This window comes from Rhizobium sp. KNZ14-9A (genome assembly GCF_056755015.1).
The window spans coordinates 839,092-863,835 of the sequence record NZ_JBPGXB010000002.1 but is presented as its reverse complement, the minus strand read 5'-3'; the positions used below and the strand labels follow the sequence as shown (position 1 = coordinate 863,835).

20 protein-coding genes and 1 tRNA gene are annotated in these 24,744 nt (G+C 61.1%); 5 read left to right on the top strand and 16 right to left on the bottom strand.

The window, feature by feature from the left end:
* Positions 1-61: 61 nt before the first annotated feature.
* The 7 genes from ACR9ZQ_RS10400 to ACR9ZQ_RS10370 all read right to left on the bottom strand — a co-directional run bounded on the left by ACR9ZQ_RS10400 (position 62) and on the right by ACR9ZQ_RS10370 (position 10,538).
* Entirely contained in the window at positions 62-2,575 is a 2,514-nt protein-coding gene (locus ACR9ZQ_RS10400) for a GcvT family protein (RefSeq protein WP_310387478.1), read from the bottom strand.
* A 236-nt stretch (positions 2,576-2,811) separates the two neighbouring features.
* On the bottom strand, positions 2,812-3,087 hold the full coding sequence (locus tag ACR9ZQ_RS10395; RefSeq protein WP_113323317.1) for a hypothetical protein: 276 nt from the start codon (positions 3,085-3,087) through the stop codon (positions 2,812-2,814).
* Positions 3,088-3,187: 100 nt separating this feature from the next.
* Positions 3,188-5,836 (bottom strand): mechanosensitive ion channel domain-containing protein, encoded by a 2,649-nt coding sequence (locus ACR9ZQ_RS10390; RefSeq protein WP_481427726.1) that lies wholly within the window; start codon positions 5,834-5,836, stop codon positions 3,188-3,190.
* Positions 5,837-5,927: 91 nt separating this feature from the next.
* Positions 5,928-6,485, bottom strand: coding sequence for a DUF924 family protein (locus ACR9ZQ_RS10385; protein WP_310387482.1), 558 nt, complete (start codon positions 6,483-6,485; stop codon positions 5,928-5,930).
* 33 nt (positions 6,486-6,518) lie between these two features.
* Positions 6,519-7,574: a sensor histidine kinase gene (locus tag ACR9ZQ_RS10380; protein WP_481427725.1), complete on the bottom strand. Its 1,056-nt coding sequence runs from the start codon at positions 7,572-7,574 to the stop codon at positions 6,519-6,521.
* 272 nt (positions 7,575-7,846) lie between these two features.
* Entirely contained in the window at positions 7,847-9,292 is a 1,446-nt protein-coding gene (locus ACR9ZQ_RS10375) for an MFS transporter (protein ID WP_481427724.1), read from the bottom strand.
* A gap of 166 nt (positions 9,293-9,458) precedes the next feature.
* On the bottom strand, positions 9,459-10,538 hold the full coding sequence (locus tag ACR9ZQ_RS10370) for a glycosyltransferase family 2 protein (RefSeq protein WP_481427723.1): 1,080 nt from the start codon (positions 10,536-10,538) through the stop codon (positions 9,459-9,461).
* Positions 10,539-10,728: 190 nt separating this feature from the next.
* On the opposite strand from ACR9ZQ_RS10370, the gene ACR9ZQ_RS10365 reads away from it, so the two are divergent.
* Positions 10,729-11,418 carry a methyltransferase family protein gene (locus tag ACR9ZQ_RS10365; protein ID WP_481427722.1) on the top strand — a complete coding sequence of 230 codons (690 nt, stop codon included), beginning with the start codon at positions 10,729-10,731 and terminating at the stop codon, positions 11,416-11,418.
* 15 nt (positions 11,419-11,433) lie between these two features.
* Here the strand turns inward: ACR9ZQ_RS10365 and ACR9ZQ_RS10360 are convergent, their stop codons facing one another.
* The 8 genes from ACR9ZQ_RS10360 to ACR9ZQ_RS10325 all read right to left on the bottom strand — a co-directional run bounded on the left by ACR9ZQ_RS10360 (position 11,434) and on the right by ACR9ZQ_RS10325 (position 19,169).
* Positions 11,434-12,087: an O-methyltransferase gene (locus ACR9ZQ_RS10360; protein ID WP_481427721.1), complete on the bottom strand. Its 654-nt coding sequence runs from the start codon at positions 12,085-12,087 to the stop codon at positions 11,434-11,436.
* Positions 12,088-12,314: 227 nt separating this feature from the next.
* Positions 12,315-12,390: transfer RNA gene (locus ACR9ZQ_RS10355), tRNA-Lys, on the bottom strand.
* A 126-nt stretch (positions 12,391-12,516) separates the two neighbouring features.
* Positions 12,517-13,428, bottom strand: a complete 912-nt coding sequence (locus tag ACR9ZQ_RS10350; RefSeq protein ID WP_481427720.1) for a PhzF family phenazine biosynthesis protein — start codon at positions 13,426-13,428, stop codon at positions 12,517-12,519.
* Between the two features lie 70 nt (positions 13,429-13,498).
* Positions 13,499-14,248 carry an NUDIX hydrolase gene (locus ACR9ZQ_RS10345; RefSeq protein ID WP_481427719.1) on the bottom strand — a complete coding sequence of 250 codons (750 nt, stop codon included), beginning with the start codon at positions 14,246-14,248 and terminating at the stop codon, positions 13,499-13,501.
* Complete coding sequence (locus tag ACR9ZQ_RS10340) at positions 14,245-15,354, bottom strand: endonuclease/exonuclease/phosphatase family protein (RefSeq protein WP_481427718.1); 1,110 nt, start codon at positions 15,352-15,354, stop codon at positions 14,245-14,247. Before ACR9ZQ_RS10340 ends, ACR9ZQ_RS10345 begins: the two co-directional genes overlap by 4 nt.
* A 128-nt stretch (positions 15,355-15,482) precedes the next feature.
* Complete coding sequence (locus ACR9ZQ_RS10335) at positions 15,483-16,502, bottom strand: ABC transporter ATP-binding protein (RefSeq protein ID WP_481427717.1); 1,020 nt, start codon at positions 16,500-16,502, stop codon at positions 15,483-15,485.
* Complete coding sequence (locus ACR9ZQ_RS10330; RefSeq protein WP_481427716.1) at positions 16,490-18,184, bottom strand: ABC transporter permease; 1,695 nt, start codon at positions 18,182-18,184, stop codon at positions 16,490-16,492. Before ACR9ZQ_RS10330 ends, ACR9ZQ_RS10335 begins: the two co-directional genes overlap by 13 nt.
* A gap of 7 nt (positions 18,185-18,191) precedes the next feature.
* Positions 18,192-19,169 carry an ABC transporter substrate-binding protein gene (locus ACR9ZQ_RS10325; RefSeq protein ID WP_481427715.1) on the bottom strand — a complete coding sequence of 326 codons (978 nt, stop codon included), beginning with the start codon at positions 19,167-19,169 and terminating at the stop codon, positions 18,192-18,194.
* 587 nt (positions 19,170-19,756) lie between these two features.
* Here ACR9ZQ_RS10325 and ACR9ZQ_RS10320 point away from each other — a divergent pair.
* On the top strand, positions 19,757-20,815 hold the full coding sequence (locus ACR9ZQ_RS10320; protein ID WP_481427714.1) for an aldo/keto reductase: 1,059 nt from the start codon (positions 19,757-19,759) through the stop codon (positions 20,813-20,815).
* 95 nt (positions 20,816-20,910) lie between these two features.
* On the top strand, positions 20,911-21,954 hold the full coding sequence (locus ACR9ZQ_RS10315; RefSeq protein ID WP_481427713.1) for a DUF2278 family protein: 1,044 nt from the start codon (positions 20,911-20,913) through the stop codon (positions 21,952-21,954).
* Between the two features lie 38 nt (positions 21,955-21,992).
* On the opposite strand, the gene ACR9ZQ_RS10310 is transcribed toward ACR9ZQ_RS10315, so the two are convergent.
* A complete protein-coding gene (locus ACR9ZQ_RS10310) occupies positions 21,993-23,210 on the bottom strand; it encodes an aminotransferase-like domain-containing protein (RefSeq protein ID WP_481427712.1) in 1,218 nt (405 codons plus the stop codon).
* 62 nt (positions 23,211-23,272) lie between these two features.
* Between ACR9ZQ_RS10310 and ACR9ZQ_RS10305 the strand changes: the two genes are divergently transcribed.
* Together ACR9ZQ_RS10305 and ACR9ZQ_RS10300 are read left to right on the top strand one after the other, a co-directional pair.
* Positions 23,273-23,485, top strand: a complete 213-nt coding sequence (locus tag ACR9ZQ_RS10305; protein WP_481427711.1) for a hypothetical protein — start codon at positions 23,273-23,275, stop codon at positions 23,483-23,485.
* Between the two features lie 40 nt (positions 23,486-23,525).
* Positions 23,526-24,632, top strand: a complete 1,107-nt coding sequence (locus tag ACR9ZQ_RS10300) for a branched-chain amino acid aminotransferase (RefSeq protein ID WP_481427710.1) — start codon at positions 23,526-23,528, stop codon at positions 24,630-24,632.
* Positions 24,633-24,744 lie beyond the last annotated feature (112 nt).

Below are 24,744 nucleotides of genomic sequence, written 5' to 3'. Positions count from 1 at the left end.
CAGCTATGAAAAAGGCGGCCGATGGTGCGGCCGCCTTTTTCTTGTCAATATGATTAAGAAATCACGTCCGAAGTGCGGCGTTCTCCGTATCGAACGGGCTCTCGCCGACGACAGTGGCGTTGTAGGTCGTGCCGAGGATCTTGATCTTCAGCTTCGTACCTTCCTTGGCGTAATCGGGCCGCAGCATGGCAAGCGCCAGCGAGCGGTTGATGCGGAAGCCGAAGGTGCCGTTGGTGGCACGGCCGACGAGCTCGCCTGCCTCGTTGTAGATCGCTTCCGAGCCGCGCGCATCGACATCATTGCCGGTTTCGACGACGAGCGTCGCGAAGTTCCACTTCAGGCCCTTTTCCTTGTAGGCAAGCAGGCCCTCGCGGCCGAGGAATTCCTTCTCCGGCTTGATGAAGCGGTCGAGGCCGGATTCATAGGCATTGTACTCGATCGACATTTCGCGCGGGATCAGGCGGTAGGACTTTTCCACCGACATGGAGAGCATGGCGCGGATGCCGAAGGGCTTGATGCCGAATTCGGCGCCGGCTTCCATCAGCTTGTCGAAGATGTAGTTCTGCATCTCGATCGGGTGATGCAGCTCCCAGCCGAGCTCGCCGACGAAATTGACGCGCAGCGCATGGGCGTTGGCCGCACCGACGGAGATCTCCTTGCCCGAGAGCCAGGGGAAATCCTTGTTGTCGAGGCTGGTGTGCGTCAGCTTCTTCAGGACATCGCGCGACTTCGGACCCGCAAGCACCAAGACGCCATAGGCCTGGGTGATCGGCGTGAACTTCACGCTGCCGTCTGACGGCAGAAGCTTGCGCATATAGTCGTGGTCATGCGCCTCATAGGCGCCGGCCGAGACGAGATAGAAGGTGCCGGGTGCGCTTTCATAGACGGTGAATTCCGAGCGCACGCCGCCTTCCTTGGTCAGCATGTGGCAAAGCGCGATGCGGCCGCGCTTCTTCGGGATCGCATTGGCAAAGATCGATTCCAGCCATGCGCGCGCGCCAGGGCCTGTCACCAGCGCCTTGGCGAAGGCCGACATGTCGAGCACGCCGACATTCTTGTGGACGTTCATGACTTCGTTGCCGACATGCTCGAAATAGTTCGAGCGGCGGAACGACCACCGTTCCAGAATGCGGCCGTCTTCGGTCGGATCCGAATGATTGTGGTTGGTCAGCACGTCGGCGCCGACGCCGATCTGGTCCTTCGGCAGATCGTAGCCCTCGGGCGCAAACCAGTTGGCGCGCTCCCAGCCATAGACGGAGCCGAAGACGGCGCCGAGCTTCTTCAGCCGGTCATAGACAGGCGTCGTCTTCAGCGGACGGGCGGCTGCGCGCTCCTCGTCCGGATAGTGCATGGTGAAGACGTTGGCATAGGCTTCCTCGTTCTTGGCAATGAGGTAGCCTTCCTTGGCATAGGGGCCGAAGCGGCGCGGATCGACGCCCATCATGTCGACGGTCGGCTCGCCATCGACGATCCATTCGGCAAGCTGCCAGCCGGCGCCGCCGGCCGCCGTAATGCCGAAGGAATGGCCTTCGTTCAGCCAGAAATTCTTGAGGCCCGGTGCGGGGCCGACGATCGGGTTGCCGTCAGGCGTATAGGCGATGGCGCCGTTATAGACCTTCTTGATGCCCACTTCGCCGAAGGCCGGCACGCGGGCGATCGCCGTTTCGATATGCGGCATCAGGCGCTCGAGCTCTTCCTGGAAGAGCTCGTATTCGCTGTCATCGGAGGGACCGTTGACATAACAGACCGGTGCGCCCTGCTCGTAGGGACCAAGCAGCAGACCACCATTTTCCTCGCGCATGTACCAGGCGCTGTCGGCTTCACGCAGCACGCCCATTTCCGGCAGGCCCTTAGCCTTGCGGGCCAGAATATCGGGATGCGGTTCGGTGACGATATACTGGTGCTCGACCGGGATGACCGGAATGTTGATGCCGACCATATCGCCGGTCTTGCGGGCGAAGTTGCCGGTGCAGGAGATGATGTGTTCGGCGGTGATCTCGCCCTTGTCGGTGGTCACCTTCCAGAGGCCGTCAGCCTGCTGCTCGATGGCGGTGACCGTCGTGTTGCGGTAGATTGTGGCACCGAAGTCGCGCGCGCCCTTGGCAAGCGCCTGTGTCAGGTCCGCCGGCTGGATATAGCCGTCATCGGGATGCTGGATGGCGCCGAGCAGGCCATCGGTCTCACAGAGCGGCCAGATTTCCTTCACCTGCTCCGGCGTCAGGATATTGACCTTCACGCCGATCGTCTCGGCAATACCGGCATAGTACATGAATTCGTCCCAGCGGTCCTTGGTGCGGGCGAGACGGATGTTGGAGACCTGGCTGAAACCGACATTCATGCCGGTCTCCTGCTGCAGTTCCTGATAGAAGCGGACGGAATATTTGTGAATCTGGCCGACCGAATAGCTCATGTTGAAGAGCGGCAGCAGGCCGGCTGCATGCCAGGTCGAGCCTGACGTCAGCTCCTTGCGCTCGATGAGCACGCTGTCGCCCCATCCCTTCTTCGCAAGGTGATAGAGCGTCGAAACACCGACCACGCCGCCGCCGATGACCACTGCCCGCGCATGTGACTTCATGGAGAAATACCCTCTTTTATCGAATGTCCGGCAGCCCATACCGGACGAACTCCCAATATCCGGCGGCTCAAGCCGGACGAACCATCTTCGCGAACTATGCAGCGAGGCCTGCGTCATGAGAGGCCTGTTTACGACATGCGAAAAGCTTGCCGCGACGAGGCGCAAATAGACAAGCGTCAAAAGCCGCAAGGCTCAAAAATTCATAAAAATCGATAGTGGCCGGGCCGAAGCCGCCGTCACTTGATGACGGCGGAACCCTTGACGATCTCGATCGTCTCGTCGCCGGAAAGCCCGATACGGTCGCCATCAGGCGTCGTCATGAAGCAACCGGAGGGGCAGACCCGTTCGGATGCGCCGGCATCCACGACGACTTCCACGCGGTTGCCGCCTTCGGTGACAGTCAGCACCACGGCTGCATCATCCTTGTTGGTAACGGAGGCGGCGAACGCCAGAGGTGCTGCGGAAAGGAGAAGAAGAAATGCGACTGCGGATCGTGTCACGGTATGCGACATAGGCTATACGCCCTCCCCTGGAGCGCTCGTCGCTGCCCGGCAGCGATCGATTGCCTGAGGTTATAGCGCAAGACCCGTGAATGAGCGCTGAATGACCCGTTCAGCCTTTGAGCTTGCCGTCCGCCGTCTTGCTGCGCAACTGGCGCACCGGCCGCTCGTCTTCTACCGTCTCTATTTCCTTGACCTCGTCTTCAGCCGTGGCCTCCTCGGGCTCATCAGGCTTTTGGACAAGCACCTTTTCCGCATCCGCATTCGCCTGCCGATGAATGGTCAGATCACTCTGCGGCAGCGGGATCTCGATGCCCTCCGCCTTGAAGCGCCTGAGGATCTCGATCCTCAGATTGTTGCGCACCGTCAGGCCATCCCCCATATCAGCCAGGAAGAAGCGCAGCTCGAAATCAAGTGAATAAGGCCCGAAGCGCAGGAACTCGACATGCGGTTCCGGATTGCGCAGGATCAGCGGCACGGCCGCCGTCAGTTCCAGCAGAATATCCATCACCTTGCGCGGATCGGCCTCATAGCTGACGGAAACAGGGATTTCCGAACGTCCGAGCTTGTTGCGATGCGTCCAGTTGCCGACGAGCCCGTTGATGAGCTCCGAATTCGGCACGATGATCGACTGCTTACGGAAGGTCTCGATTTCGGTCGCGCGCACCGAGATGCGCTTGACGATGCCTTCGGCCGTTCCCGAAACGACATGGTCACCCACCTTGAAGGGGCGCTCGACGAGCAGGATCAGGCCGGAGACGAAGTTGGAAACGATGTTCTGCAGGCCGAAACCGATACCGACCGACAGCGCCGAGGCAACGAGCGCAAGGTTGGAAAGATCGATTCCCGCCGCCGAGATGCCGAAGATCGCCGCCACGCCGACGCCGAGATAACCGATGCCCGTCTTGACCGAATTGCGCACGCCGAGATCGACATGGCTGCGCGCCATGACATTGCTGTCCAGCCACTTCTGCACCCAGCGCGTTGCGAGATAACCGCCGGCAAAGAGCAGGATGCCGGTGAAGATGCCGACGAGCGAAATGCTGATGCCGCCGAGCCGCACCTCGGTGAAAAGCCGGTAGGCAAGCAGCTGCAGGTCCTGCACGTGGAAGCCCCAGAGCAGCAGGATCAGCGGAATGCCCGTCAACAGCGCCACGGCATAGATCAGCAGGCCGACGACCAGCCCTACCTGATCGATCGCCACAGGCCCGAGCTTGAAGCGGGTCTCGAGAAAACGGCCAAGGAACGTATCGCCGAAATTGTCCTGCCGCGAGATCGCCTTGCCGAGCAGCAGGCCGATATAGGTCGTCACGATGATGGCGCTGGTGATGATGAGCTGGGTGGCGACGAAACGCGCCAGACCCACGTAGCCCGAAAGCGCCGCAAAGATGAGGCCCGCACCGAAGACGCGCAGCAGGATCGCCATGCCGCGCGGCCAGTGGCGGCCCGGCGCATCGGGATCGCCATTCTTCGCCAGCATCGGTTTTCCGAAGGACACGGCAATCAGGATGAGGCCGATGATCAGCGCCGCAAGCAGGCTGCGCACGACGGTCAGGACGAGCGGCGATCCCATCGCCTCGCCGATGGCGCCGAAGAGATAGTCGAGCGCGTTGACGACGGCCATGGCGATCAGGCAGTAGCCGACCGAGCGGGCGCCGAGATTCGAAAGGCGCACCAGCCGCCACGACGGATCATTCGGCGCAAAGACGGCGTTGACGAAGCGGCCGACGAAATAAACAAGGCCGATCGAGCCGAAGAGCGCGCCGATGACGGGCGTGATGTCGCTCCGCAGCACATTGAAGCCGTCGAGGAAGATCAGCGACGTCACCAGCAGCACATCGAGCGCCGCCGTGCGGATCAGCGTCGACCAGAAGGCAAAGGCAAGCCGGCTGATATAGGACGGTTCTTCGACATGGACGTCGCGCCGCAGATACTGGCCGAAAAGCCGGTAGCCGCCGGAGAGCAGGATCAAGGCCGTCGCGAGCGACAGGAAGATCGCCGCAAAAAGCGACAGGCTCTTGAACTTCCAGACGAAGGTGATCCAGCTCGAAAACGTCTGGGAAAACTCGCTCACTTCCTGAACGAAGGCGCTGGTCGCATCGTCAAACACGGAGACGGAGATTTCGGTGCGCCGGAACAGCGTATCGGCAAAGAGCTGGCGGCGCGTCGCCGTGATCACGTTGGAAAGCTTGGTGATTGCGATCGACAGGTTTTCCGCGTCACCCGTTACGGCATTGATCTGAGAGCGTTCCGATGTCAGCGCATTGCGCTCCTCGGTAACGATCTGCGCTTCCGGCGGCTGCCCGTCCTTCGGCGGTTCGCCAAGCTCGGCCAGACGGCTCTTGATCTGATCGAAACGCGGGCGCAGGCTGACAGAGGTGGCGATAACGCCGCGGCCGAGTTCATCCGTCTGGCCGGCAAGTTCTACCAGAGCGTCGTCATTATCGGCATTCTGCTTGACGCGGTCCTGCAGCGAAGCAAGCTGGTTCTTCGCCTTGTCGATATCCTTCAGCGCCTGATCGAGCGCGCTGCTGGCAAGGGGCGCCTCAGCCGGCACTGCCTGGGCAGGGGTCGCCTGAGTCTCAGTTGCTTGGGTCCCAGTTGCTTGGGTCCCAGTTGCTTGAGCCGGGACAGCCTGCGTCTGGGCCTCGGCCGCGGGCTGCGTAGCCTGCGCGAAAGCGGCCTTTCCATCGAGATGCAGGCCGGCAACAGCCAGCGACAGCAGAAGAACGGTGCGAAGCAACCAGTGTGTCAAGCGCAAGAAGTCCCCGCGTGGATTCGTCTCATCAGGTAATTGACCGCTTCTTATAGGAAAGAAAGGCGACAGAAAGGCGGAATCTCCAGATAACGGCTCAGAAACCGGAGCCGGGAAGCGCCAGATACGCCAGTTCGGCCTCGCTCGACTCTCGTCCGACAATGGCATTGCGATGCGGAAAACGCCCATATGTCGCGATCACGTCGCGGTGGCGAAGCGCATAGTCACGGAACTCCTCATCGCCGAGCGCGGTAAAGAGCACCACCGAACGATCCTGTTCGGCGAGGTCTTCTGCATGCTCGAACGGCATGTAGAAGAAAGTCCGCCGAATGCCCTGGACGGCCTGATCGGCGCCGACGGCAAGCGCCATCTTCGCCTCGCGCAGCGCCAATCCATCGGTCGAAAAGGCAAGCGGTGTCGCCCGGTAGATGTTGCGCGGAAACTGGTCGAGCACGATCACAGCGGCAAGCCGGCTTTCAGGACCGGAGCGCCATTCCTCGGTGACCTCAAGGGCAAGCGACAGGTGGGTTGCGCGAAATCGCGCCCGGATTTCCTCGTCCAGTTCGGCGCTCGAGCCGAACCATTCCTTTCGGCTGCAGCGCACGAACCAGAAATCATAGACCTCGCCGGGCGTGCAGACGATATCCGTGTTCATGATCTCTCCCCCGTGAGCTTACAGAAAAGCAGGTCAGCTTACTGTAAAGACCAGTATCGCCTTCGTGCCGCGATGCTCTGGATCGTAGACAAGTTCGGATTTCAGGCTGCCGGCCATCGCGGCCAAGATCTTAGAGCCGAGGCCGGTTCCCTTCGCCGGGCCGGAAGGATCAAAGCCCTGGCCCGCATCTTCGACGGTGACCCTGAGCACATCGCTTTCCTGCTCGACGATAACATTGATCTCGCCCGGGCTGCCATTCGGATAGGCATATTTGAAGGCATTGGTGACGAGTTCGCTGACGATGAGGCCGAGCGTGATGACCTTGTCGGTCGCCAGATTGACCGGCTGGGAGGTCAGCACAACGCGATGCGGCCGCTTCTCGTCGCGCATCGAGGCTTCGAGTTCGGTCAGGAGGCTGCTCAGATACTCATCCACCTGCACCGTGCCGACCTGCCGGTTGGTGTAGAGGCGGCGGTGGACGCTGGCGATCGCATTGATGCGCATCTGCGTTTCCTGAAGCGCGTCGATCGCCACCTGATCGCTGGTCATGGAGGATTGCATGCGGATCAGCGCACCGACGAGGCCAAGGCTGTTGGCAATGCGGTGATTGACTTCAGCAAGCAGCATTTCCGCATGGTCGCGCTGCTGGCGGATCACCTCCTGCGCCTGCGCCGTATCGCGGCGGAATCGCGCGCGTTCCAGCCCCTGTTCGAGGGCCGCGGCCAGAAGGTCGAAATAGTCGGGCGAAATGCCCTTCAGCACATAATCGTCGGCGCCAGCCTTCAGCGCCGCGACCGCAATGCTCGTATCGCCGGAACCGGTGGCGTAGATGACCGGCGGATGATCGGGCATCGCCGTGATGCGCGGCAGGATATCGAGCCCGGTTTCGGCCTTCAGGAAATGATCGAGAACGACGGCTTCGATACCGCCTTCGGCAAGCATCGCAAGGCCGGTCGCTCCGTCGCTCGCCCATTCGAGCTTAAAGCCGCGACGACCGAGATTCTTCCGCATCAGCAGCGCAAGCTCTTCATCGTCATCGATATAGAGGATACGGATCGTTTCACCCGTACCGCCTCTGGACTCGCTCATTCTGCCTCCGGGCATTTTCCCGCAGCAATACCGGCTGTGAGGCCGCCGAGTCTTTCTGCATGAGACTGTCGTATTGCATCGGCCAGCGCGCGTAAACAGCACCTGGCCTTTGGTATGATGTGACGCCTGATGCCAGACGGATCGAAGGAGAATGCCATCGAGAATGTCGACCTCTGCCGGCTGCGGCCGGAAGCCCCTCTAAAAAATTGCGAACACAGATATTGAAAATCAGGCCGTTAACGCAGAGGAAGGCAAATGGTTCCGAGGGTAAGTCAGCTTTTTTGAAAGCGGTGGTGGTGAGAAACTTCGGCACCCGCATCGGCTGAAAGCTGCAGGAAGCGCAGGCAGGACAAAAAACCGATCATGCCAACCACGAAGAAAGCCCAGCGGAAGTCACCAAGAACAGGGTCCGCGGCACCCCGAAGCGCTGCGGAAATGTTGAGCACGGCGGCCGCAACGGCAACGCCAAGCAGCATGGAAATCTGCTGCAACATGCTCGACAGCGTCGAGGCCGAACTTCTCTGCGCCGGGCCGATATCGGCAAAGGACAGCGTATTGAGGGCCGTGAACTCCATCGACCGCGAAAGCCCGGCAATGAGGAGCAGCGCCGAGATGACGACCTCGGGGGTATCAGGTGTCAGAAAGCCGCAGGCGACGATCGAGCCGGCGGCGATGACGCCGTTGAAGAAGAGCACGTTGCGGAAGCCGAAATACCGCAGCAGCGGCGTCGTCACCACCTTCATGCCGAGATTGCCGAGGAAATAAACCAGGAGATAGGTGCCGGCGGCAATCGAGCTCAGGCCGAAGCCGAGCTGGAACAGCAGCGGTAGCAGGAAAGGCGTCGCATTGATCGCCACACGGCAGGCCGTACCCGCCGAAAGCGTCGTCATCGAGAAGGTCTGCACCTTGAAGGCGGCCAGATCGAGCAGCGGATTGTCGACCCGCAGGAAATGCCGCGTCGCCATAACGGAAAGCACGATGCCCGCCACAAGCAGCACGACGAGGGGCACGAAGCCGCCCTGTGCTTTGACTGACAGTTCAAGTGCCGCAAGCAGCAGGGTCAGCCCCGCCGCACTGAGGAAAAAACCCTTGATATCGAGCGGCCCGACCCGTTCCTCGCGCTGTTCCGGCACGAAGCGGAGCACCAGCGCGATGCCGACGAGGCCGATTGGGATATTGATCAGAAAGTTCCAGTGCCAGCTGGCATAGGTGGTGATGAAGCTGCCGAGCACCGGGCCGACCACGGGTGCCGTCAGCGCCGGCCAGGTGATCAGCGCGATCGCCTGCACGAGCTCGGACTTGCGGGCGTTCTTGAGCACGATGATACGCCCGACCGGCGTCATCAGCGCACTGCCCACACCCTGTACCGCACGGGCAATGACGAATTCGGTGAGGTTGCCGGACAGGCCGCAGAACAGCGACGCCACGGTGAAGACGGCAATGGACACGAGAAAGACGCGCCGCGCCCCAAACCGGTCGCCGAGCCAGCCGGAAAGCGGAATGAAGGCCGACATGGTGAGCATATAGACGGTGATGCCGATGCTCATGGCGACCGGCTGCACACCGAAGCTCGTCGCCATCTGCGGCAGCGAGGTGGTCACGATCGTCCCGTCGAGGATCTGCATGAAGAAGGAAACGGCAACGACGAGCGCTACGATCTTCGCCTGGCGGACATTTGCCGCCTCATCTGTATTCTCACTCGTCTGGACTGCAGTCATCGATCTGCCAAATGCGAATTCCGGATTGCGCGGGAAAAGGCGGGAGAACCGACAGGGCAAGCCGCGCGGAGGGATACAGTCTGCATACGCCCCTTATGCCGGATCGGAAAGGTCAAATGCCGCCAGGTCCGAGACTTTTGTAAACATGTTCGGCAACAATCCGAGATCAGCGGCCAACAGCCGCCTCAAGCCGCTTTGCGCTCACGCTTGCCGTCGAAAGCCTGCCGAGCTCCGACCTGCGGCTGGCGGTATCAAGTTCGGAGAAATCGTCGGGCAATTCGGACGTGACCTCGCCTTGCACCACGCAGTCGATCATGAACATCGGCCGGCGCTTATGCTCCTGCACGAGGCGACCGACATATTCGCCGAGCGTGCCGAGCGCAATCAGCTGGATGGCGCTCAAGGCCGATACGGCAGCCATGATGCTCGACCAGCCGGTAATGACATTGCCCTCGAACCATTGCACGAGCGTATAGATCAAAAGCCCGACCGCAAAGACGGCCGAGATAAGGCCCATCCAGGCGCTGACGCGCAGCGGAATGATCGAGAAACTGGTGATCGCATCGATCGCGAAACGGATCATCTTGCGCAGCGGATATTTCGTCGCCCCGGCATAGCGGGCATCGCGCGTATAACGCAGTGCCACCTGCCTGCCGCCGATCCAGCTCACCATGCCACGGATGAAACGATGCCGCTCCGGCATATTGAGCAGGATATGGACGATCCGCGCCTTCATGAGCCGGAAGTCGCCGGTGTCCTGCGGGATCGAGATAGAGGTGAGCCGCGTCAGAAGCCGATAGAAGACGGAGGCGGTGATGAGCTTGAACTTCGTCTCGCCCTTGCGTTCGCTGCGCTGCCCGTAAACGACATCGGCGCCCTGATCCATGATCGCCATCATCTCGGCCAGCAGTTCCGGCGGATCCTGCAGGTCGGCATCGATCAGCAGCACGCGCTCGCCGCGCGCCACAGCAAGGCCGGAGGTCGCCGCAAGCTGGTGGCCATGATTGCGCAGAAGCTTAACGCCGAGCACTTGCGGAATGTCAGCTGCAAGCCCCGATATCACGCCCCATGTATTGTCGCTGGAGCCGTCATCGACGAGGATGATCTCGAAGGAGCCGCCAGCTACGGCTTCCGCCGCCGCCTTCGCCCGTCGGCAGAATTCGCTCAAGCCTTCGGCTTCGTTGTAGCAGGGCGCGACGATGGAAAGCTTCGTCTTCACGTCAGCACCATCAACGGATTTGCCCATTTCCACCGAATCTCCTTGCTCCCCGCAGGGCAGCATGACCAATCACCTGAGGGCACACAAGACAGAGCACCCCTGCCCTGATGATCGGTACCCGTGCCTCCGGCGATGGTTTGATATCATGCGTCTGCTTTGCATATTCTAAAGGCGAAGCCGCAAAGTGGATTGCGGAGCATGAGCACAGGGAAGCGTGATGCAGGAAAGAGCACCCGATCTCGGCCGCAGGGCCGCCGGAGCCAACGCCAAGTTTCTCGTGGCCCTCGCCGTCATTGTCTTCCTGGCGGCGGGCACCCTCGCCTATTGGCAAGGCTGGCTGTTCCTCATCAATTTCGCCGCCTGGTCGGCCGGCTCATCGGTCTATTTCTATTATCGAGACCCCGCACTTCTGGAAAAGCGCATGCGCGCCGGCCCGGCCGCCGAAACGGAACCGGTGCAGAAGCGCATCCAGCTCTTCACCGGCATCGTGATGGTCGCGCTCCTCGTGGTTTCAGCACTCGATTATCGCTTCGGCTGGTCGACCGTTCCGGTATGGGCAATCATTCTCGGCAATCTGCTGATCTCGGCAGGATTCCTGTTCGTCGTCTTCGTCCTCAGGGAAAATACCTTTGCCTCGGCCACCATCCAGGTCTCTGAGGACCAGAAGGTCATCTCCACAGGCCCCTACGCCCTCGTGCGCCACCCCATGTATGCCGCCGTCCTGCCGCTGGCATCAGGCATTCCGCTTGCCCTCTCCTCCCTGTGGGGCCTGATCATCGTGCCGCTGATTTTCATCGGCCTGATCCTGCGCCTCCTCGACGAGGAAGGCCATCTGCGCCGGGACCTGCCCGGTTATGAGGATTACTGCCGCAAGGTGAGCTACCGGCTGTTTCCCGGCCTCTGGTGAAAATCCGCCTGAGACTCAGGGCTCGTACCGGCTGACCTCCAGCCCCGATCCGACCGGCAGCAGCACGCTGGTGATCCCTGGCTTGGTGCGGATGGCCCGGGCATAAATCTTCACGTCTTCAGTCACAGGATAAATCATGTTGTCGGCAACGATGATCGCGCCCGCATTGAGCTTCGGATAGAAGGCCTCGAGGCACGGCAGGTAGAGATCCTTCCAGAGATCGACGAGCACGAAATCCACCTTGCCCCGCAATTCGCGGATCATCGCAACCGCATCGCCCACCCGGAAATCGATATGTTCGGCAAGACCGGCTCTCTCGGCCATCGTCTGCGCATGGGCGGATTTATAGCCATGCACTTCCATGGTGATCAGCCGCCCGCCGGTCGCCCGCGCAGCTTCAGCAAGCCAGATGCCGGAATAGCCGAAGGAAGTGCCGAGCTCGAGAATGGTCGGCGCCGTCAGGCTTCGGACGAGAATGTTGAGAAACCGCCCCGTCTCCGGGCCGACAGCCCGCATCCGCTGATCCTGCCCGCCATCGCGTCCGCCCGGTACCTCCTGGCGCAGAGTGCCACGCTCCTCGTCGATCCGCTGGTGATAGGCACCGAGCACATTGAGCACTTTCTGATCCAGCCGATGTTCGCCGAGATTATTCTGTCTGTCATCGCTCATTGCCATTCCTCCAGGGATAGGCTTGCGACGGTAGATGCCGCAGCAAGGACTTCGCTCCAGCGAGTTAAATACCGGGGGCGTCTTCGGGCAAGCGCAGAATATTTGGAAAGCGGAAACCGCCGATTCCCCGCAAACGGAGGCGGCGGATTCAGAAAAACAGAAAAAGCCAGCAAGCCTTTGACATCAAAGGCCTTGTTTCTGGATTCTGTTCTCTTCGAAGGAGAATTTGGTGGGTGATGTAGGGCTCGAACCTACGACCCGCTGATTAAGAGTCAGCTGCTCTACCAACTGAGCTAATCACCCGTCCGCGCTTGGCTGCGCGGTGTGACGGGGCATATAAATAGGATCGTCCGGCTTGTCTAGCGCCCCGTCGAAAATTCTTTGGTTAATTGCGAAGTTTTTTTGTCAGGAGCTGGAAATGCAATGAAATCAAAGGTCGAGCGTGCCGGTCGCAATCCTCACTGCCTGGCCGCCGATCCGGGCATTCGAAATGGTGCCGCCTTCGATATCCATATGCAGGTGGATGAAGGACGGACGGCCCATTTCCAGACCCTGTTCGATGAGGATCGGATGATGCCCGTCCGTCAGCCGGTCGAAATGATTGATCGCACCCGAGAGAGCGGCGGCTGCCGAGCCGGTGGCCGGGTCCTCGGAAATGCCCATGCCGCTCGCAAACATGCGGGCATGGAACTTGGCGACATGGTTCACGCCGCCACGGCAATAAATATAGGCCGAGGCTAGCGCGCCATCGACGAAGGGCACCGTCTTTTCCCAGAGCTGCGGATCGAACTCCAGGCGCTCTGCCGCGCCGACATCATGGACCGGCACCATCAAGAAGGGAACGCCGGCACTCCAGATCGACGGCACGTGATTCTCGAAGCCGATCTCGGTGGTCTTCAGCGACAGCGCGTCGGCGATGCCGAGCTTGTCGAGCGGCAATGGTATCTGTTGGGATTTGCGCGGCAGGTCGAATTCGGCGAAGCTTGCCTCGCCGTCCCGCAACCGGACGGCGCAACGCACTGGGCCGACATTTTCTTCGAGCACCGACACGAGATCGAGTGTTCCCGCTCCATGCGCCTTCTCCGCCAGCGCAATCGCCGTACCGACGGTCGGATGGCCGGCAAAGGGCAGTTCACGGCCGGGCGTGAAGATGCGGATGCGCGCCGTATAGGCGGGATTGTTGGCCGGCCGTACGAAAACCGTCTCGGATAGATTGGTTTCGCGGGCAACCGCCTGCATCGCCGCGTCGTCAAGCCCCTCGCCGTCAAAGATCACGGCCAGCGGATTGCCGGCAAGTTTGGTGTCGGTGAACACGTCATAGACGCTGTAGCTTAACGCCACACTGGCCTCCTTGAATCGGTCATCGAGCCGCCAACCTGCCCGACAGCACACGCAAGTGCAAGCGTCAGGTCTACTTGCCCTCGAAATACCAGTCGATGATCGGCAGCATCGCGACATTGTAAGGCTGTGCCTTCGGATCGGCCGAGCGGATCGCGACCGCGCCGGCAATTTCCTTATCCTCTGCGACCAGCATATGCGCGCCGATGAAATCGACCATCTCGTCTGCTGTCATGTCGAAGCGGAAGAGCTTGAACAGCGAGACGGAACCGCGCACATGACCCGCATAGAGCCCCTCGCCGACGATGGCCTTGTCGAGATCCAGGCCCGTCTCCTCCATCACTTCGCGGCGCATATTGCTGTCGATATCGCAACGCCCGTCCACGACATCTTCCGGTTCCAGCGAGCCGGCGGCGAAATAGACCTGACCCGGATTGGCCGTATGCGCCCCCATGCGGATAGCGACCAGCGCCCCATCGGAGGATTCGAGCACCGGATAGGAAAAGAGATGGATGGCGCCCTTCCGGTCCGGCTGGCGCCGCCACCACATGAAGGCCGAGAAAGGCGCGATATAGGCCTCACCCGCAATTCCGGCTTCGGACAGTTTCAACCGGTGCTGCAACACCAGCCGACCATCGAACAGTGCCGGATTGGCAGCGATTTCCCGCTCCCAGTTCTCGCGGATATCAGCCCCGTTGGCGACGACCAGCGGATGATCCCCCTCAAGCACGCGCAGATCGGCGCCGGCAATGGGAAATACCGTGCGTTCCGGCGGAAAGGCCGAAAGGTCTTCTGAAAAAGTCTCTGAAAAGCGAAGTGTCATAAGAGATCCAATGTCATGACGACGGGGCAATGGTCGGATGCCTTCGGCCTGTCCCAGCCGGTGCGCGGGTAACGCTCCACCTGCTGCCCCGGCGGGAAGATGGTGCGGTAGGGCTGTCCGTGGCGGATGATTTCCGGAATGCGCTTGGCATTGGTGGCGGCAAGTGCCGGCGACAGCCAGAGATAATCGAGCTGGCAGAGCCACTGCTCCTCCGGCCCGCGCGAATGATAGAGCGTCCAGCGGTCGAACGGCTCGCGGCGGCGCACGACATTTTCGGCAAACCCGTCCTTGCTGAAGACGTCAAGTGCGCTCTCAGCCTCATCCTGATGCTCGAACCGGTAGCCCGTGCCACGCCGGCCGATGACGTCGACCCGCTCCTGATAGTCGTTCATGTCGCCGCAGATGACGAAGTTCTTGCTTGCGGTATGGCCTGCGCCGAACCGGTTCTCGATGATACGGCGAACGGCGCGCGCCTCCGCCCGGCGGATCGGCAGGGTCGATTGCCGCCCGTCCAGCCCGTCGCGCGGATTACCCATAGACTTGAAATGCACGACATAGAGCGTCATCGGCACACCGCCGATCCTCAAATCCAGTTCCAGGCAGTCGCGCTTGAAGATCTTGTCGTCGAGCCGGTTGGTCTTGCCGATCTCCTCGTCGAAGAGACCGAATTCGCGATAGGTCACCATCGCATGGCTCTTGATATCCCTAAGCTCGATCTTCTGCCCGTCGCGCGTTTCCTCGCGCATCAAGACGGCGACATCGATGCCGCGGCTGTCATTGCCCTCGACGAGATATTTCTGCCGGTAGCCATTGCCGACCATGCGGTAGAGATAGCCATATTCGAAGGCCTGCAGGGCGGCCATATTGTCGATTTCCTGCAGGCAGAGAATATCGGCATCCGCATCGGCGATGGCGAGCGCCGTCATCTGCCTGGTATCGTCGGTCGACGCGATTACCCGTGCCTGCTCGAGCTGCTGGTAGGTGCCCTCGTTGCTGACCTCGAAGAGCTTGATGACGCGGTCCTGCCGGAGCTGGTTGCGATAGCCCGTGAAGTCGAAGCGGGTGAGCAGGTTTTCGACATTGAAAGTGGCAAGGCGAAGCGACATCACGCATTCCCGGTTGGATCGACGCCAATTACTAGAGCAATTCCAGCAAAAGTGTGCAGCGGTTTTGCGTCCGGAATCGCTTGAAAACAGTTAAAGTCGAATACGCGCTTCGAAAAGCCGTTTGTCCGTCAGAGCCGCCAGCCGGCGCGGATGACGACATGCACCGCCTCATCAGGCACGACAGCCACGCGGCTATAGGCGCGCAGCGTCTGGCCGTTACCGAGGGTCAGCTTCACGGCATAACGTTCGCCTTCGAAGAGCACGGATTCGACCGTCGCGGGCGCCCCCTCGCTACCGATGATGACATCTTCCGGCCGCACCAGAATATCGGCGCCATCGATATTGGCGGCATGCAGCACCCCCTCCAGCTCGTCCCATTCGAGCTGGCGCTCACCGCCCATGACCGGCAGCGTGACGATCGCGCCGCGGCCGATCAGCCCGCCGACCATGCGCCCTTCCGGCCGCGCATAGATTTCCGCCGGCGGCGCCATCTGCAACAGCCGCCCCTCGGACATGACGGCAACATCGGTTGCCAGCGCCATCGCCTCGCTCTGGTCATGCGTCACATAGATCATCGTTGCACCGGAGCGCTGGTGAAACTCGCGGAACGTCTCCTCCATCTCCTGCTTCAGATGCCGGTCGAGATTGGCAAGCGGCTCGTCGAGCAGCACGACATCGGGCGATGTCACCAGGCAGCGGGCCAGCGCCACGCGCTGCCGCTGGCCGCCAGAGAGATCGGCCGGCCGCCGCTCGGCATAATCGACGAGGCGCACGGTCGATAGTGCCTCTCTCACCTTGGCCTTGTAGGCCGAGCCCGATATGCCGCGAACTTTCAGCGGATAGCCGACATTGTCCGCCACGCTCATATGCGGCCAGAGCGCATAGGACTGGAAGACCATCGCCATGTTGCGCTTCTCCGGCGGCAGCGATTGCGAGGCATCGGCCAAGAGCCGCTCGCCGAGATGGAGGGATCCGTCAGTCGGCGTCTCGAAACCGGCAATCATCCGCAGAACCGTGGTCTTGCCGCAGCCGGAGGGGCCGAGCAGCGCCAGGAAGCCGCCCTCGCGCACATCGAGCGAAAAGCCGCTGACCGCAGCCCTGCCCGTGCCGAAATCCTTGGCCACCTGATTGAGGATCAGCTTCGCCACGGCACTACTCCCTTGGGCAGATGTTTCGCCAGAAGCTCCAGAAGCAGCATCATGGCGACGACCATGAAGACGACGAGCACGGAGAGAGCCGAGGCAAGATCGGAACTGCCGCTGTCATCGAGATTATAGATGGCGACACCCAGCGTCTGCGTACCCGCCGACCAGAGCAGCGCCGAAATCGTGAGCTCGTTGCAGGCGATGAGAAAGACAAGGATGACGGAAGCACCCGCCGCCGGCGCAATCAGCGGCACGATGATATCTTTCAGCCGCCGGAAGAAACCGGCACCGGACAGCCTTGCCGCCTCTTCCAGCGCCGGATCGAGCTGATGGAAGGCGCTGACCACAGGCTTCAGGCTGACGGCGAAGAAGGAGGAGAAATAGGCAATCAGGATGATCCAGACCGTGCCGTAGAGTGTCACGTTGAGCACCGGGATGGGTGCGGCAAAGACCAGAATGAAGCAGACCGCCATGACGATGCCCGGCAGCGAATAGGGTATTTCGACGAGGCTGGAGACGATGCGCGACAGCGTATCCTTACGCCGCGTCAGCGCATAGGCCGCAAGCACCGTCACGAAGAGCAGGCCGACCGCCGCCCCGCTGGCCAGGGACAACGAATTGATAAAGGCGGTGCGCGTCACCGCCTGCCGGAAGAGAATTTCCTCGAAGGCATGGAAGGTCATGGTCTTGAAGGTGAGCGGCACGCCATAGGCCGGCACAAGCGCGCCGGCGACGAGCGCGAAGAAGGGCGCGGCCAGCATGAAGAACAGGGTGATCCAGAGCAGCGGCGAGAAAACAAGCTTCCACCCGCCGAGCTCGAAGGCAGCGGTCGCGCCCGAAAGGCCGATGACGCGGTAGTCCCGCCCACGCAATGCCCTATCCTGAATGGCAAGGCCGGCGACAGAGATCAGCGCGATGATGGCAGAGAGAAGTGCCACATCGCCGAAGGTCCGGCCGGTAAAGGCGGTAAACTTCGAAAAGATCAGCGTCGGCAGCGTGAAGATAGAGGCTGGAATGCCGAGGATCGCCGGAATGCCGAAATTGCCGGTGCAGGAGACGAAGGAGATCGCAGCCCCCGCAATAACGCCCGGCAGCGATAGCGGCAGGATGATGTCGCGAAAGACGCGCAGGCTTGAGGCGCCCGAAAGCCTTGCCGCCTCCACCCCGTCGCGCGGCAGCGTCATCAGCCCTGCCCTCAGCGCCAGATAGACGAGCGGCGCGTGCTGCACGCCATAGAGCAGCGCAATACCGCCGACCGAATAGAGCGGCTGCGGCGAGCCGAGCGGCGGGGCGATATGCAGCGCCTTCAGAAGCGGGCTCGACGGCCCCGACATCTGCACCCAGGCAAGTGCCGTCACCTGCGGCGGGATCATCATCGGCAGCACGAAGAAGAAGCTGAGCGGCCCCTTGGCCGGAATATCCGTCAGCGTCAGCAGATAGGCGAAAGCGCAGCCGATGGCGAGCGAGATGATCGTGCCGAGGATCGCCGTGACGATGGTGTAATAGACCGCCGACCAGACCATCGGATCGGACAGAACCACCATGACGCCGCCATTGGCGAAGGCGGAAATGCCGACGACCGCGAGCCGCGCCAAGGGCAGCACGCTAAGGAAGAGAACCACCGAGACAATAAAAGGAAACAGCCAGACGGGCTGGCTGTTTCCTGGACGTACATAGCCCTGCATGGGTCTATTATTTCGAACCGAAGAGATCCGTAAAGGTCTTCAGATCCTTGTCGGTATTCTTCAGGGCTTCGGCAGCATTGACCGGCAGAACCTTGATCGTGTCGCGTGCCGGGAAGCCCGCGGGCAGCTTCATGCCGTTACGAGCAGGGATATAGCCGAGCTTCAGGAAGCCTTCCTGGCCCTTTTCGGAGAGAACATAATCGACGAACTTCTTGGCAGCGTCGACGTTCTTGGCGCTGGCGAGAATGCCGACCGGCTCGGTGACGGCCGAAACGCCTTCGCTCGGGAAGACGAACTCGACCGGAGCACCCTTGGCCTTTTCTCGGATCGGCAGGTAATCGACGACCACGCCGTAAGCCTTCTCGCCAGAGGCGACAGACTTCAGGACAACGCCATTGCCGCCGGAGGCGACAGCCGCATTATCGGCGAGCGACTTGTAGAAATCCCAGCCGAGGCCCGGAACGGCGGCCAGCGTCTGGGCGTGAATGAGAGCTGCACCCGAAGCAAGCGGGCTCGGCATGGTGACGAGGCCCTTGGCTTCCGGCTTGGCGAGGTCCTTCCAGCTCGTCGGCTTCATGGCAGCCGACGTATTGTACATGATGCCGGTCGTGATCAGCTTCGTGGAATAGTAGTAGCCGTCGGCATCAAAGAGCGCGGCGTCGTAATTGGCAGCTTCCGGCGACTTGTAGGCGAGCAACTTGCCGTCTTCCTTCAAGCGCTCGAGCGTCACGACATCGGCGATCAGCAGAACGTCGGCGACCGGGTTGCCGGCCTGGATTTCAGCCTGCAGCTTCGCCATGATCTTCGGCGTGCCGTCGCGTACCCAGTCGACCTTGATATCGGGATTGGCGGCCATGAAGCCGTCGACGGTCGCCTGCGCATCTTCGTTCGGCTGGCTGGTGTAGAGAACGAGGTTTGCGGCCGAAGCCGGGATGGCGAAAAGGCTCGCGGCGAGAAGGGCTGCGGCGGAAACTAGAGTTTTCATGGAAGGAATCCTCGGATTGCGATGTCCCTCCCTTATTAGGGGCGTTTAACACCGATGTGACAGGGCAAGGTAGCTTCAACCTAGTCGTCTATGCCAGTTGAGCGGCCGCACCTTCTCATCTTCCTTCTCCACAAAAACACGCATTTTTTCCAGCGGGTCTAAAGCAAAACCATATGAACTTAAGATTGAATCACCTACAGCTCCGCACGCCGATCCGTCTTTACCTTGCCCCGCAACAAGGCTCGCTATTGGAACTGGGATTGCTCACCGCCGAGTCCTGCAGGCCCACTCGCCAGGCGCTGCTCGAAGCGGTTGGCAGAAATGAAAGCTCAGGCTTCGTCCGTGCCCTATCGCGCAGGATGGAACGAAGCCAGCCAGTACTCGCGGCAGACATGACCCGCGCGTCGCGGGCAAAAAATAGCGCTTGTCCCGGAAGCTCCCAGCGCTCGCGTCGAAATCAGTCGGCTATTCTCCTCGCGCGAGCGGCGGCGAAAGGGTAAAATCACGCAGGCGTGAACACCTTGCCGTTTGACGGCGAGCTTTGCTGCGGTACGTCAATCAGGCCATTTTCATGAGGAGGAATTTCAATGGAATATCGTTTGCTCGGCCGTTCCGGCCTTAAAGTTTCCACCGTGACCATGGGCACGATGACCTTCGGCGGCGTCGGCTGGGCAAAGACAGTCGGTGACCTCGGTGTGCAGGAAGCCCGCCGCATGGTCGATATCTGCCTCGATGCTGGCGTCAACCTGATCGACACCGCCAATGTCTATTCCGCCGGCGAATCCGAGCGCATCATCGGCGAAGTGCTCGGCGGCAAGCGCCCCAACGGCGTGCTGCTTGCCACCAAGGCCCGCTTCGGCATGGGTGATGGCCCGAACGATCGCGGCCTGTCGCGCTATCACCTGATCCGCGAATGTGAGGCAAGCCTCCAGCGCATGAAGACCGATGTCATCGACCTCTATCAGGTCCATGAATGGGACGGTGAGACGCCGCTCGAAGAGACGATGGAAGCGCTCGACACTCTGATCAAGCAGGGCAAGGTGCGTTATGTCGGCTGCTCGAACTATTCAGGCTGGCACATCATGAAGGCGCTCGGCATCGCCAATGAATACAAGTACCAGCGCTTCGTCAGCCAGCAGATCCACTACACGCTGGAAGCCCGCGACGCCGAATACGAACTGCTGCCGATCTCGATCGACCAGGGCCTCGGCGTGCTCGTCTGGAGCCCGCTCGCCGGCGGCCTGCTCTCCGGCAAACATCGCCGCAATGCCGCCGCCCCTGAAGGCACCCGCCAGTTCGCCGGCTGGACCGAACCGCCGATCCGCGACGAAAACCGCCTCTGGAACATCGTCGAGACGCTGGTGGCGATCGGGCAGGAACGCGGCGTTTCCGCAGCGCAGGTAGCACTTGCCTGGCTGATCGGCCGCAAGGCGGTGACCTCCGTCATTATCGGCGGACGTACCGAAGCCCAGTTCAAGGACAACCTCGCCGCCGCCGACCTCAAGCTCTCGAATGAGGAGCGCAAGCGCCTCGACGATGTCAGCGTGCCCCCGGTCATCTACCCCTATTGGCACCAGCTCAACACCGCCAATGAGCGGCTGAGCGAAGCCGACCTGGAACTCTTCGCCCCGCATGTGAAGAAGTAAGCTCTCCAAAGCGTTGCATGGCGGAAAATTAGCGTCACAAAAGATGCATTTCCGCTATGCTATCGTGAACCCCTGCCCCCACCACGAGGTTCACTATGCTCCGGAATTACAAGGTGCTGAAGGGTACGGCTTCGGCGCTCGCCCTTGACGACGACAACGACCCGCATATCGAAATCCGAATCGAAGCCGGTGGCGTCAGCTATCGCATCGCCATGAACGTGCGCTCGAAGGAATCGCCGCACGACTTGCTCTACGCCAATGTCATGGATTTCCAGCATGAGACACTGACGGCCGAGCTCGCCGTCCTGCCGATGGGCCTCACCGACATCAGAGGCGACCGGCAGGATCTGGCGATCGACTATGTGCGCGGCGGCATGATCGAGCGTGAGGATATGAATGTCGCGCCCTTCCAGCTCGACGGCCCGAAGAACGACCTGCGAGATTTCATCGAACCCATCGTGCAGGAAGGCATCGCCGACAAGTCCATCCACTTCTATGCCTTCGGCGAGGCCTGGGGACCGGAAAACAACAAGCCGGACGAGTATTTCGGTTTCGAGCCCGGCAATGGCATCCACGACATCCACATGAATCAGGGTGACAGCGGCAGCTTCCGGGCCACCAATGCGCCCAATCAGGACGGCGCGCTGCTGATCCATTTTTCTGATGAGGATCACTGGGCGGCGATCTTCCTCGGCTTCCAGTCGCAGAACTGGAATACGGATGCTATCTCCGGCCACCCTGTCGGCGACAACAGAGGCGGCCAGGGCCGCGGCGAAGGCACGCGCCGCCCGCAGCCGATCGTCGCCTCGTCGCTGCGCATCGTTGCCGCCATGATCAACCCGGTGAACCACCCTGACGGCACCGAGGACGAGACTGTGACGCTCATCAATCGCTCGGATGTGGCGATGTCGATCGAAGGCTGGTCGCTGGAGGATGGCGAAGGCCGCCGGCAGAAATTGACGGGCTCGCTCGCCTCGGGCGAATTCCGCACCATTACGCTCGATCCTGAGAATGGCGGCCCGCAGCTCGCCAACAAAGGCGGCGATATCATCCTCATCAATGCCGATGGCGCGGTCGCCGACCGTGTCGGCTACGGCAAGAGTGAAACCGCAAACGAAGGCTGGACGACGATCTTCTGATCGCCGCCCAACCCTAATTTTATAGGCTTGAAGTCACATCAGCCGATCTCGCTGGCGATCAGCCTGCCGAGACGGCTGATGCCCTCATCGATCATCTGGTCGTTGGCGCAGGAGAAGCTGACGCGGAACGTATTGGCGCCCGAACCATCGGCAAAGAAGGCCTGGCCCGGCACGAAGGCGACCTTGGCGCTTTCGAGGGACCTGGCAAGCAGCTTGGCGCCGTCCATGCCCTCTGGCAGCGTCACCCAGATGAACATGCCGCCTTCCGGCTTGGTCCAGCTCGTGCCCGAAGGCATATACTTTTCGAGCGCTGCCAGCATGGCGTTGCGGCGCTGGCTGTAGACCGCCCTGACCTTGGCGACCTGCGCATCGAAGCCGCGCTCGGCGACTTCCGAAATCGCCATCTGGTTGATCGTCGAAGAATGCAGGTCGGCCGCCTGCTTCATCAGCACCAGCTTGCGGATGACGGGCGCATTGGCAACGATGAAGCCGACGCGCAGGCCCGGCGCCAGCGTCTTGGAGAAGCTGCCGCAATAGATCGTGCGCGTATCGTTGATATGGCCCTTCTCGGCAATCTCCAGCGCCAGGATCGGCGGGATCGGATCACCCTCATAGCGCAGCGACTGGTAGGCAGCGTCTTCGATGACGGCGATGTCGAGCTCTTCGGCAAGTTTCAGAACCTTCTCGCGGCCATCGCGGTCGACGGTCTCGCCGGTCGGATTGGAGAAATCGGCCGAGAGATAGGCGAATTTCACCTTGCCGCCCTTCTGCGCCGCGGCCTCGCGGTAAGAATCCGGCGTGCGGTTGCCGCCGGGCGTCAACTGGTCGTAGGACGGCTCGTAAGCGTTGAAAGCCTGCAGAGCGCCGAGATAGGTCGGCCAGGTGACCAGCGCCGTATCGTTGGGCGACAGGAACAGCTTGCCGAGATAATCGAGGCCCTGCTGCGAACCGGAGACGATGAAGACATTGTCGAGCGCACAGGGAATGCCGAGGCCCGCCGTCTGCTTGATGAGCCACTCGCGCAGCGGCTTGTAGCCTTCGGAAACCGAATATTGCAGCGCTGAATTGACGGCCGAGCTGTCAAAAATATCCGCATAGGCCTGCTTGAACTCCTTGTCCGGAAACAGCGCCGGGTCAGGAATGCCGCCAGCGAAGGAGATGATATCCGGCCGGTCGAGAAGTTTCAGAAGCTCGCGGATCTCCGAAGCGCGCATCCTTGTAGAGCGCGTCGCAAACATATTGTCCCAGTTCAGCATGGGGTTTCCTCGTATTTTTTATAATGTCAGCAGCTCACCATGCTGTGGAATTTATGTCAATAATGCTGACCTATTTTCTTGTCACTGTGACAAGTTTGGAAGTCCTGTATTCCAGAGCCATGGTGCCGATTGGGCTGCCGTTCGAGATTTCACGCAGCCGAACCGAATGGCCTGCCTCGTTGCGTGAACGTTCGCCACATCAGGCGATTATTCCTTTGATCAAAAGCAGAAACCGGCCGATTCAGACCTTTCCAAAACCGGCCCGGCGGCAGTAGTGTGCCGGCCATTATTCAATGGACTATCAAGGTGCCAGCAATGACTGCGACGTCGACCTCTCCTGAAATCAAAATCGAATTCCACAAGTCTCCCGTCTCCGACGCCGACCGCATCCGGGCACTGGAAACGCCCGGCTTCGGCAAGGTCTTCACGGATCATATGGTCCTGGCGCGATGGACTGCCGACAAGGGCTGGCACGATGCCAAGGTGACCCCGCGCCGCCCGCTGGAACTCGACCCTGCAAGCGCCGTCCTCCACTACGCTCAGGAAATCTTCGAAGGCATGAAAGCCTACAAGGCGCAGGATGGCCGCATCCTGCTCTTCCGGCCCGAAGAGAACGCCCGCCGCTTCGCGCAGTCGGCAGCCCGCATGGCAATGCCCGCCGTGCCGGAAGAACTCTTCCTGAAGGCCGTCGAAGAACTGGTTCGCGTCGACAAGAACTGGATCCCCTCCGGAGACGCCAGCCTCTACCTTCGCCCTTTCATGTTCGCCAACGAGGCGTTCCTCGGCGTTCGCCCGGCCCAGGAATATATCTTCTGCATCATCGCCTCCCCAGTCGGCGCCTATTTCAAGGGCGGCGCGAAGGCTGTCTCCCTCTGGGTCGAGACCGCCTATACGCGTGCAGCCGCCGGCGGCACCGGTGCCGCAAAATGCGGCGGCAACTATGCGGCCAGCCTCGTGGCGCAGGCTGAAGCGGCGAAGAAGGATTGCGACCAGGTCGTCTTCCTCGATGCAGCCGAACATCGCTGGGTCGAAGAACTCGGCGGCATGAACGTCTTCTTCGTGATGAAAGACGGATCGGTCGTGACCCCGCCGCTTGGCGGCACGATCCTGCCGGGCATCACCCGCGCCTCGGTCATCGTACTCGCCGAAGAAAAGGGCCTGCGCGTCGAGCAGCGCCCCTACTCCTTTGAAGAATGGCAGGCTGATGCAGCAAGCGGCAAGCTCGTCGAAGCCTTCGCCTGCGGCACGGCTGCGGTCCTCGCCGGCATCGGCCTGGTTCGGCACGCCGGCGGCGAGTTCCTGGTCGGAGACGGACAGACCGGCAAGCTGACATCAGAACTGCGCCAGCAGCTCGTCAGCCTGCAGAAGGGCGTAACGAACGATGAGCGCGGCTGGACGCGTCTCATCTCTGCCCAACGCTAGATACTCGAAACGCAGCGGCGTTCTCGACGGGTAGAGCTACAGTGACAACTTCGAAACCGGGCGCACCGCCCGGTTTTTTTATGGCCGGGGCAGCCATGTGATGACGGAGATT